The organism is Pseudomonas sp. CM25, from assembly GCF_013179705.1.
Taxonomy (GTDB): domain Bacteria; phylum Pseudomonadota; class Gammaproteobacteria; order Pseudomonadales; family Pseudomonadaceae; genus Aquipseudomonas.
In genome coordinates, this window is the sequence record NZ_JABMCW010000182.1 from 1 (window position 1) to 11,154 (window position 11,154).

At 63.7% G+C, this 11,154-nt stretch carries 7 protein-coding genes and 1 pseudogene; 6 read left to right on the top strand and 2 right to left on the bottom strand.

Translation table 11 applies throughout. The features are described 5' to 3' along the window. The 3 genes and pseudogenes from HP546_RS18390 to HP546_RS18400 form a co-directional block, all read left to right on the top strand. Positions 1 to 462 (top strand): annotated as a pseudogene (locus HP546_RS18390) (AMP-binding protein); the annotation flags it as partial. A gap of 73 nt (positions 463 to 535) precedes the next feature. Then, positions 536 to 2,305: an acyl-CoA dehydrogenase C-terminal domain-containing protein gene (locus tag HP546_RS18395; RefSeq protein WP_172228104.1), complete on the top strand. Its 1,770-nt coding sequence runs from the start codon at positions 536 to 538 to the stop codon at positions 2,303 to 2,305. Positions 2,306 to 2,719: 414 nt separating this feature from the next. After that, positions 2,720 to 3,727 (top strand): FecR family protein, encoded by a 1,008-nt coding sequence (locus HP546_RS18400; protein WP_172228106.1) that lies wholly within the window; start codon positions 2,720 to 2,722, stop codon positions 3,725 to 3,727. Between the two features lie 12 nt (positions 3,728 to 3,739). Here HP546_RS18400 and HP546_RS18405 read toward each other — a convergent pair whose 3' ends face one another. Next, on the bottom strand, positions 3,740 to 5,059 hold the full coding sequence (locus HP546_RS18405; protein ID WP_172228108.1) for a Na+/H+ antiporter family protein: 1,320 nt from the start codon (positions 5,057 to 5,059) through the stop codon (positions 3,740 to 3,742). Positions 5,060 to 5,308: 249 nt separating this feature from the next. Between HP546_RS18405 and HP546_RS18410 the strand changes: the two genes are divergently transcribed. Next, a complete protein-coding gene (locus HP546_RS18410) occupies positions 5,309 to 7,453 on the top strand; it encodes a methyl-accepting chemotaxis protein (RefSeq protein ID WP_172228110.1) in 2,145 nt (714 codons plus the stop codon). A gap of 32 nt (positions 7,454 to 7,485) precedes the next feature. Here HP546_RS18410 and HP546_RS18415 read toward each other — a convergent pair whose 3' ends face one another. Next, positions 7,486 to 9,390, bottom strand: a complete 1,905-nt coding sequence (locus tag HP546_RS18415) for a S8 family serine peptidase (protein WP_172228112.1) — start codon at positions 9,388 to 9,390, stop codon at positions 7,486 to 7,488. 164 nt (positions 9,391 to 9,554) lie between these two features. On the opposite strand from HP546_RS18415, the gene HP546_RS18420 reads away from it, so the two are divergent. Then, complete coding sequence (locus HP546_RS18420; RefSeq protein WP_172228114.1) at positions 9,555 to 10,571, top strand: ABC transporter substrate-binding protein; 1,017 nt, start codon at positions 9,555 to 9,557, stop codon at positions 10,569 to 10,571. Next, the coding region (locus HP546_RS18425; RefSeq protein WP_172228116.1) for an ABC transporter permease subunit at positions 10,568 to 11,154 on the top strand (587 nt) is incomplete at its 3' end. The genes HP546_RS18420 and HP546_RS18425, both read left to right, overlap by 4 nt.

Consider the following 11,154-nt stretch of genomic DNA (forward strand, 5'->3'; position numbering starts at 1 on the left):
GGCGAGATCTTCATGCGCGGCAACACGGTGATGAAGGGCTACCTGAAAAACCCCGAAGCCACCGCCGAAGCCTTCCGGGGTGGCTGGTTCCACACCGGCGACCTGGCCGTGTGGCATGCCGACGGGTATGTCGAGATCAAGGACCGGCTCAAGGACATCATCATTTCCGGCGGCGAGAACATCTCCACCATCGAAGTCGAAGACGCCCTGTACAGGCACCCCGCCGTACTGGAAGCCGCCGTGGTGGCGCGCCCGGATGAAAAATGGGGCGAAACCCCGTGCGCCTTCATCGCCCTCAAGCCAGGCCGCGAAGATGCCCGCGAGGCGGACATCATCAGCTGGTGCCGCGAGCACCTGGCCGGGTTCAAGGTGCCGAAGACCGTGGTGTTTGGCGAGCTGCCCAAGACCTCTACCGGCAAGATCCAGAAGTACGTGCTACGCGACCGGGCCAAAACCCTCTGATGCCTTGGTGGCCTGTTCGCGGGCTTGCCCGCGAACAGGCCAGCCCTGATCTCCTACTTTTCGAGAGCTCCCCATGACCACCTACTCTGCCCCCCTGCGTGACATGCGCTTCGTCCTGCATGACGTGTTCAACGCCCCGGCCCTGTGGGCCCGCCTGCCCGCCCTGGCCGAACGCATCGATGCCGACACTGCCGACGCCATCCTTGAGGAAGCGGCCAAAGTCACCGGCCAGCTGATTGCCCCGCTCAGCCGCAACGGCGACGAGCAAGGTGTGCGCTTCGACGCAGGCGAAGTCACCACGCCTGACGGCTTCCGCGAGGCCTGGCACACCTACCGCGAAGGCGGCTGGGTCGGCCTGGGTGGCAACCCGGAGTACGGCGGCATGGGCATGCCAAAAATGCTCGGCGTGCTGTTCGAAGAAATGCTCTACGCCGCCGACTGCAGCTTCAGCCTGTATTCGGCGTTAAGCGCGGGCAGCTGCCTGGCAATCGATGCGCATGCCAGCGAAGCGCTCAAGGCTACCTACCTGCCACCGCTCTACGAGGGCCGCTGGGCCGGCACCATGTGCCTCACCGAACCCCATGCCGGCACCGACCTCGGGCTGATCCGTAGCCGTGCCGAGCCCCAGGCTGACGGCAGCTATCGCATCAGCGGCAGCAAAATCTTCATCACCGGCGGCGAACAGGACCTGACCGAGAACATCGTCCACCTGGTGCTGGCCAAGCTGCCAGACGCGCCGGCGGGGGCCAAGGGCATCTCGCTATTTCTGGTGCCCAAGTTCCTGGTCGAGGCCGATGGCCGCCTGGGCGCGCGCAACGCCGCCCATTGCGGTTCGATCGAGCACAAGATGGGTATCAAGGCCTCTGCTACCTGCGTGATGAATTTCGATGACGCCGCCGGGTATCTGCTGGGTGAGCCGAACAAGGGCCTGGCGGCGATGTTCACCATGATGAACTACGAGCGCCTGTCCATCGGCATCCAGGGCATCGGCTGTGCAGAAGCCTCGTACCAGAGCGCCGCCCGCTATGCCGGCGAGCGCCTGCAAAGCCGCGCTGCCGGCGGCCCCCAGGCGCAGGACAAGGTGGCCGACCCGATCATCCACCACGGCGATGTGCGGCGCATGCTACTGACCATGCGCACCCTCACCGAAGGCGGCCGGGCATTTGCCGCCTACGTCGGCCAGCAGCTGGACCTGGCGCGCTATGCCGACGACGCCGGCGAGCGTGAGCATGCGCAGCGCCTGGTGGCGCTGCTGACGCCGGTAGCCAAGGCATTTTTTACCGACAACGGCCTGGAAAGCTGCGTGCTCGGCCAACAGGTGTATGGCGGCCATGGCTATATCCGCGAATGGGGCCAGGAGCAGCGTGTGCGCGACGTGCGCATCGCGCAGATCTATGAAGGCACCAATGGCATCCAGGCCCTTGACCTGCTCGGGCGCAAGGTGCTGGCCGACGGTGGCCAGGCGCTGGCCAGCTTTGCTGCCGAAGTGCGGGCCTTCAGCGTGGGTGCGCCGCTGCATCGCGAGGCCTTGCAAGCGAGCCTGGCACAGCTGGAGGCCACCAGCGCCTGGCTGCGTACACGTGCGGGTGTGGATGCCAACCTGGTCAGCGCGGTGGCGGTGGAGTACCTGCAGCTGTTCGGGCTGACCGCGTATGCCTACATGTGGGCGCGGATGGCGGCGGTGGCATTGGCCAAGCGCGATGCGGACCCTGGGTTTTATGGGGCCAAGCTGGCATGTGCCGAATTCTTTTTCCAGCGTGTCTTGCCACGCAGCCTGGGGCTGGAGGCAAGTATTCGGGCGGGCAGTGGCAGCCTTTACGGGCTGGGTGCGGCGCAGTTCTGAGAGCCTGACGCGGTCCTGCCTGTGTAGGAGCAGCCTTGTGCTGCGAAGAGGCCAGTGCAAGATGCATGGGTTTGCACATAACTTACTTCAGCAGGGACCCTGTGGGAGCGAGCGTGCCCGCGAACATTGGCGCAGCCGGTGCCATGCACCGCGTAGATTCTTCACGGGCGCGCCCGCTCCCACAGGCTACGCGGAGCGCCCAGCATCGGTTCTCTGCGCGCCAGCGCAGCCCAATGGGCTGGGCACTCTCCTACCCTAACCGTTACAGGCGTCATTCCCGCGCGCGAAGGGTTCTCAAACGCTGAAAACCATTGCAAATCCGACGAAAAACCGGCACAACTGATAGTCATTCGCCATTACGTTGGTTCTCGGCAGCCCTCTAGCAAGGGTAGAATGCGCAAAACCGGAGCCGCAATGAACCACGACCGCCTCAACCCCAGCCCTGACGATGCCATCACCGACGCCGCCGCGCACTGGTGCATGCGCCTGCACGCCGAAGATTGCACGGCGGCCGAGCGCGAGACATTCGCCCGCTGGCTGGCGGCCGACCCTCGGCATGCCGAGGAATACCAGGCAATGCTGGAAATCTGGCAAACCGCCGACCTGCTGCCACGCAATGCCACCGTCATCGACTTCAACCCGCCCGCCCGGCAGGCCGCCCGCACACCCAACTGGCGGCCGCTGGCGTCAGCTGCTGCAATTGCCCTGGCGGTGCTGCCCCTGGCTGGCTGGCTGGGCTGGGAACAGGGCTGGCTGCCCAACCACTACCAGCACTTCGAAACTGGCGAGCGCATGCAGACCGTCGAGCTGAGCGACGGCAGTACGGTGCAACTGAACCTTAACACCGAGTTCACCTACCTCAACTACAAGGACCAGCGCCAGGTCACGCTCAAGCGCGGCGAAGCGTTCTTCAATGTGCAGCACGACAGCAGCCACCCGTTCATCGTGCATGCCGGCCGCGGCCAGACCCGGGTCACCGGCACCCAGTTCAACGTGTGGAAGTATCAGGACCAGGTCAAGGTCACCCTGGTGGAAGGTTCGGTACTGGTGTCCAGCGATGGCAGCGCCGGTGGCTATCGCCTTGGCCCAGGCATGCAGGCCAGTTATCACAAGGGCGACTTTGAACCGCAGCTGGAACAGAGCAACGACTACGGCAACAGCCTGGCCTGGCGTGGCGGCAAGCTGGTGCTCGACAACCTGAGCCTGGAACAGGCACTGCCGGTGATCAACCGCTACCTCGACACCCCGCTGCTGCTGGCCGATGCTGCCACCGGGCGCATTCGCATCAGCGGCATCTACAACACCCGCGAGGTTGGGCGCCTGGTCAACAACCTGCCCAAGGTGCTGCCGGTCTATCTGACCCGCAGCAAGGACGGCAGCACTGTGCTCAATCGCATCTCGCCGCCGCCCCACAAGCGCTGACGCCCGCTCCCCTCAAAGCGTCATGGCCGCCAACCAGCCAAACGCCAGCAGCGGCAGGTTGTAGTGGAGGAAAGTCGGCACCACGGTGTCCCAGATGTGGTGGTGCTGGCCATCGACGTTCAGGCCGGAGGTCGGGCCCAGGGTCGAGTCCGAGGCGGGCGAGCCCGCATCGCCCAGGGCACCGGCAGTACCGACGATGCACACCGTGGCCAACGGGTCGAACCCGAGCTGCACACACAGCGGCACGAAAATCGCGGCCAGGATCGGTACGGTAGAGAACGACGAGCCGATGCCCATGGTTACCAGCAGGCCCACCAGCAGCATCAGCAAGGCACCCACACCTTTGCTGTGGTCGATCCACTGCGCGGACGTTTCCACCAGGCTCTGCACTTCACCGGTAGCCTTCATCACGTCGGCAAAACCGGACGCGGCAATCATGATGAAGCCGATCATGGCCATCATCTTCATGCCTTGGGTGAACAGGTCGTCGGTGTCCTTCCACTTGACGATGCCCGACAGCGAGAAGATCAGGAAACCGACCATGGCGCCGATGATCATCGAATCCAGCAACAGCTGGACGATGAATGCCGCACCGATCGCCAGCCCGGCCACCAGCAGGGTCAACGGGTTGTACTGCACGCTCACCTGCTCTACCTGCTCGATGCGCCCCAGGTCATAGTCGCGCTTCTTGCGGTAGCTGACGCATACCGCCAGCAGCAGGCCTGCGAGCATGCCGGCGGCGGGGATGGCCATGGCGTGGGTGACATTGACCCCGCTTATGTCAACACCGGCGCGGGCAACGTTGGCCAGCAGAATCTCGTTGAGGAAGATGTTGCCGAAGCCCACGGGCAGGAACATGTACGGGGTGATCAAGCCGAAGGTGATCACGCAGGCGATCAGCCGACGGTCGATGCGCAGGCGGGTCAGCACGTACAACAGTGGCGGCACCAGCAGCGGAATGAAGGCAATGTGGATGGGCAGGATATTCTGCGACGACACCGCCACCACCAGCATCAGGCCGATCATCAGCCATTTGACCTTGCCGCCATTGGCATGGCCCTGGCGGTCGATCATGGTCAGGGCCCGGTCGGCCAGGGCATGGGCCAGGCCGGACTTGGCGATGGCCACCGCAAAGGCGCCCAGCAGCGCATAGGACAAAGCCACCGTGGCCCCGCCACCCAGGCCGCCGTTGAAGGCCTTGAGCGTGCCTTCGATGCCCAGGCCACCCACCAGCCCCCCCACCAGGGCGCCGATGATCAGGGCGATGACCACATGCACGCGGGACAGGCTGAGTATCAGCATGATGCCGACCGCGGCGATCACTGCATTCATGGTTGGCTTACCTCATTACGACGGAAAAAGCGCGAACTCTGAAGCAGTGGGCGGCAGATGTCAAAAGCGCCATGTTGCGGCGGATTTCGCAGAGGCCGAGATTTAAATTGACTGTTTGAATAAAGAAAAAATGGAGGGGGCCGATATCGTGAGAGGCCAGGCCCCTGTCGGCCCGATCCGAAACCATCCCAAAGCCACCCCAGCCCCAAAGCCATAACCCTTACTGCTCAAAAAAAAGGGATCCGCCCCATGCCTTTGCGACAACTCTCCATCCAGTGGAAGATCACCCTGCTCGCCGGCCTCTGCCTGGCCGGCATCGTCACCTTGCTCGTCGGCCTGTCGCTGTACCGCATGGACCACAGCTCGGACCTGGTCAAGGCCAGCAGCATGCAGATGCTGACCGAGGCCGCCCAGTCGCGCATCGAGTCGCAAGGCGAAGTGCAAGCGTTGAACATCCGCCGCCAGTTCATGGACGCTTACCAGTACGGCGCAGGCTTCGCCCGCCAGGTGCTGTTCCTGCGCGAGCAGGCAGAAAAACGCTTTCTCGATGCCTTCGACCTGCGCGAAGACCTGACCCGCCAGGTGCGCGCCGCCCTGCAGGCCAACCCCGACCTGCTGGGCTTGTCGCTGGTGTTCGAGCCCAACGCCCTGGACAACAAGGACAGCCTGTTCGCCGACAAGGCCGAACTGGGCAGCAACGAAACCGGGCGCTTTGCCCTGTACTGGTCGCAACCGCGCGCCGGCCAGCTGACCGCCATGGCACTGCCCGAGCATGACATGGCCGACACCCAGATCGGCCCCAGCGGCCAGCCGGCCAACACCTGGTGGGTATGCCCGCGCAACACCGGCAAGGTGTGCGTGGTGGAGCCCTACTTCTACACCATCGATGGCCAGCAGGTGCTGATGACCAGCATCGTTTTCCCGCTGGCCGTCAATGGCAAGATCATTGCCACCCTGTCCATCGACATCAACCTCAACAGCCTGCAGGCCCTGAGCCAGGAGGCCAGCCGCAGCCTGTACGAAGGCCGCACCACGGTCGGCATCCTCAGCCCGGTCGGCCTGCTCGCTGGCTATAGCGCCGACGCCAGCAAGCTGGCCCAGCGCTTCGACCAGGTCGACCCGGCCAAGGGCGCCGAACTGGTGCGCAAGCTGGCCGATGGCAAGCTGAGCATCCTGCACGACCAGCAGCGCCTGAAGGTGCTGGCCGCGTTCCGGCCGATCCCCGATGCCCAACCTTGGGGCGTGTTGCTGGACGTGCCGGAAAACGCGCTGACCGGGCCCGCCGAAGCACTGCAGCAGGAACTGGACGCCCTGAACACCAGCGGCACGCTGCTGGAGCTGGGCCTGGGCCTGGCTGCGGCCATTGCAGGCTTGCTGATGGTCTGGCTGATGGCCCGAGGGGTTACCCGTCCCATTCTCGGCGTGGCCAGCATGCTCAAGGACATCGCCAGCGGTGAGGGTGACCTGACCCGCCGCCTGACCTACCACAAGCAAGACGAACTGGGCGAGCTGGCAGGCTGGTTCAACCGCTTTCTCGACAAGCTGCAGCCCACCATTGCCGACGTCAAACGCTCGGTGCAGGCCGCCCGCGGCACCGCCGACCAGTCCTCGGCTATCGCCACTGAAACCAGCGCCGGCATGGAGCAGCAGTACCGCCAGGTCGACCAGGTCGCTACTGCCTCGCACGAAATGAGCGCCACCGCCCAGGACGTCGCCCGCAGCGCCGCGCAGGCCGCACAGGCAGCGCGCGATGCCGATCAGGCCACCCGCGAAGGGCTGGCGGTGATCGACCGCACCACGCACAGCATCGACGCCCTGGCCGCCGACATGAGCAATGCCATGGCCGAAGTCGAAGGTCTGGCACAGAACAGCGAGAAGATCGGTTCGGTGCTGGAAGTGATCCGCTCGATTGCCGAGCAAACCAACCTGCTGGCCCTCAACGCCGCCATCGAAGCCGCCCGCGCCGGTGAGGCCGGCCGTGGCTTCGCGGTGGTCGCCGACGAGGTGCGCAACCTGGCCCAGCGTACCCAGGAATCGGTGGAAGAAACCCGCCAGGTGATCGAGGCGCTGCAGAACGGCACGCGCGAAGTGGTCGGCGCCATGGACAACAGCCACCGCCAGGCGCAGAGCGGTGTGCAGCAGGTGGGTCAAGCCGTCACCGCGCTCCAGCGCATCGGCCAGGCAGTGACGGTGATCACCGACATGAACCTGCAGATCGCCTCGGCCGCCGAGGAGCAAAGTGCGGTGGCGGAAGAGATCAACAACAACGTGGCAACCATCCGCGATGTCACCGAATCGCTGTCGGGCCAGGCCAACGAGTCGGCGCGTGTCAGCCAGTCGCTGAACAGCCTGGCCAACCAGCAGCAGGCGCTGATGGACCAGTTCCGCGTGTAACCACGTCGGGGCCGACGCTTGTCGGCCCTCGCTCATGCCTCGAACACGCCTCCACCCAGAATATGATCCAGCAGGACCAATGCGCCATGCACATTGGGCCGTGCCCCCATTGGCAGTACATCGGTGTCGGGTAGCCTCGCGTCGTCGTAGCCAGACTGCATCACCAGTTGGTGCATCTGGTTGCCGTTGAGGTAGATGTGATGGTGCTGCATGGCATAGGACTGGATGAGACTCAGTGCACCACACACCATGGGTGTGGCGCTCGAAGTGCCACCATAGGTGGCGGTGTAGTCCCGGTCACTACCGGCAAAATCCTGCAAGTCCGAATAGGAAAGCGTGACTACCCTGTCGCCCCAGGCATTGAGCATCCGATAAGGATAGTGGTGGTTGGAATACAGATGGGGCTTGCCATCGTATGACCGGCAAGCCCCCACCAGGATGACGCCTGCATCACCATGGTCCTGGAAATAAGACCAGTTGCTCAGGTCCACACCTTCGCTCTGCCGTGTACCTTTATTCGCGATGGTCTGGTTACTGCCATTGGCCGCAGCATTTACCACCACCGCACCACGCTGCGCCAGTTGCTTCATCACTGACCACCAGAGTTTGTCGTGCAAGGCGGGCAGCATGGTGCTCAGCACACTGACATGGGCCGTCTGGCGATTGATCCCGACAATGTCACCAGGCTCTACGTTGCGCAGTAGATCCTTGAGTGCCTGGTAGCTCCCCTGTGCATCTGTCTTGATGTGGTTGTACACGTACAACTCGCTGTCATGGCTGATCCCTGTTGCGCCGAAGCCATTGCGTGCGGCCAGTATCAGCCCGACTGAAGCAGTGCCGTGGTCCGCGTAGGTTTGAGGTTCTATCGAGACAATTTTCAGATTGGGGTTGTCCCGCAAGTCTTCATGCCGGGCGTGCAGCCCTTCATCGCTGAAATGGATACGGCTACCTTTGCCAGTCACATCGCCCGTCCACGCTTTTCGTACATTCAGCCCCTGCCAGCGCGGCCCCGGCTGATCCAGGTAAGTCTGACGCGCTTCGAAATCAGGCGTTGCCGTGGCATTTTCGTGTGCGCGGTTACCGGCCACCACTGCAGCCCCCGTCAATACCGTCGCTATCAGGCCTGCAATACCGAGTACGAAAATATTGGGGGGCGCGACTGGCGGCAAGAAATGCATGTTCTGCACGTAGTCCAGAGCCGAAAGCGTCTTCAACAGCTCGATGTACGTGTCGTTGAGCATGCTCGCAGGCTGGTCGAGCAGACAGCAATCACGCAGCGCTTCAAGCTTGTGCTCATCCCGCTCCTGCTCGCTCAGCACTGGCCGGGGCATCAACACCGTTTTCAGATTCGGCCAGTAGCGAACCAGAACCGAACCGGAGGTTGGCTCCAGGTCATTCAGCAGGCGCGCATGGCCACCTTCGCTGAACACCACAATCAACGTCGGGCAAGACACGCCCGGCGCCAGCACGGGCAGCGCTTGGGCGAGCAGTTCGGGCACCACCGTTGGCGCAACTTCGCGTTTGCGACGTGCGTCAGTCGAAGACAACGGCACTTTGTCCAGAACACTACGGTTGATCTCCTCGGCCTGGATATCGAGCACCAGCGGCGGCATGTCGATCACACCAGCAGCCCCGGTCGGCCGGTTCATCGCCCGTGCATGCTCATCCAGCAAGACCACCCTGGGCAGTATGGAATAGACGCCCGCTGCTTCTTCCGCAACCAACGTGGCCGGGCAACCGTGGTCGCTCAGTTTGCCGCTGCGCGCCTGGGAATAGGCTGAAACACCTTTGAACGACACCGGCCCATCCGGCCCGGCCCGTTCGAGTTCGTAGCGGATGCGGTTGACCTTGTGCAGGTCGGGCCCGCTACAGCGAACGTGCAACTTGCCGTCGAAGCGGAAGTTTCGGTAATAGACAAAGTCAAGGTTCAGGGTCATGGGATGAGGCCTCGCGAAAAAGTGGTCGCCACATGGCGGCGACCACCTTTGCAACCTGCCAGCCCCGGTGGCACTGGGGCCCCGTTCCCTGGCAGCAACGCAGGCTTGCGCGGGCGTCGTCTACACTTGCCGGCAGCCACCCACCGGCAACCCACGAGGCCCTGATGAAAACAATTCAAGCGCTGCTGGCCGGCCTGCTGCTGGCTGCAGGCGTGGCCAGCACCGACAGTGCTGCATCGGCAGATCGCCACACACCTATCCACTTCGGCGCCCTCACCTGGGAAAGCGGGGCACTCACCACCGAGATCCTGCGGCTGATCACAGAGCACGGTTATGGCTACCTCACCGCCACCCTGCCCGGCAGCACCGTGAGCCTGGAAGTGGCGCTGGCACGCAACGACCTGCAGGTGATCGCCGAGGAATGGGCCGGGCGCAGCCCTGCCTGGATCAAGGCCGAACAGGCCGGCCAGGTGTTCGCCCTGGGCGACACGGTGAAAAATGCCGAAGAAGGCTGGTGGGTACCGGACTACGTGATCAACGGCGACAACCAGCGTGACTTGAAACCCGCTGCGCCAGGCCTTAAAACGGTCGAAGACCTCAAGCGCTACCCAGAGGTGTTCCGCGACCCCGAGTCACCCGGCAAAGGGCGGTTTCTCAACAGCCCCAGCGGCTGGACTTCGGAAACGGTCAACACCCAGAAACTGAAGGCCTATGGCCTGGATGAGTTCTACACCAACTTCCGCAGCGGCTCCGGGGCAGCGATGGATGCAGAAATCAGCGCAGCCATCCGCCTGGGCCATCCCGTGCTGTTCTATTACTGGAACCCGACGCCGTTGATGGGGCGCTACAAGCTGGTACGCCTGGAAGAACCCCCGTTCGATGCCCAGGCGTGGGCCACCCTCACCGATGCCGGCAACCCCAATCCAAAAGGCAGCCAGTCGCTGCCCGCCAAGCTATCGATAGGCGTTTCCAAAGCCTTCCGCGAGGGCTATCCCGAGCTGGTGTCGATGTTCGAAAAAGTAGACATCCCGATTGACCGTCTGAACCAGGCACTGGCGGCAATGAGCGAAAATCGCACGCCCCCTCGCGAGGCTGCCCTGGCGTTTCTGCGTGACAACCCCGAGGTGTGGAAAGCCTGGTTGCCTGCCGAGGTCACGGCCAAGGTCGAGGGCAGCTTGTGAACGACGGCTTTCCCAAAGCCCTGCAATTCTCCTTTGCCGACAGCATCAACCGGCTGGTCGACTGGCTGGTGCTGCATTACGGCGATCACCTGCGCAGTGTCTCGGACCAGCTGCTGCAACTGCTGGTCGGCCTGGAAAACCTGCTGCGGCTGACACCCTGGTGGCTGTTGTTGCTGGTGGTCGGCACGCTGGCCTGGCACGCCAGCCGCAGCCTGCTGCGCAGTATGGTGCTGGTCGCGTTGCTGGCATTCATCGGCATGCTCGGGCTGTGGGACAAACTGCTGCAGACCCTGGCCCTGGTGCTGGTCAGTACCGGCCTGTGCGTGCTGGTGGGTGTACCGCTGGGCATCCTCCTGGCCACCCGCCCGCTGGCACGGCGGCTGTTGCTGCCGATGCTCGATGTGATGCAGACGCTGCCGGCCTTTGTCTACCTGATCCCGGTGCTGATGTTGTTTGGCCTGGGCAAGGTGCCCGCTGTGTTTGCCACGCTGGTCTACGCCCTGCCACCGCTGGTACGGCTGACCGAGCTGGGCCTCAGCCAGATAGACCAGTCGTTGCTGCAGGCCGCCCACGGTTTGGGCGC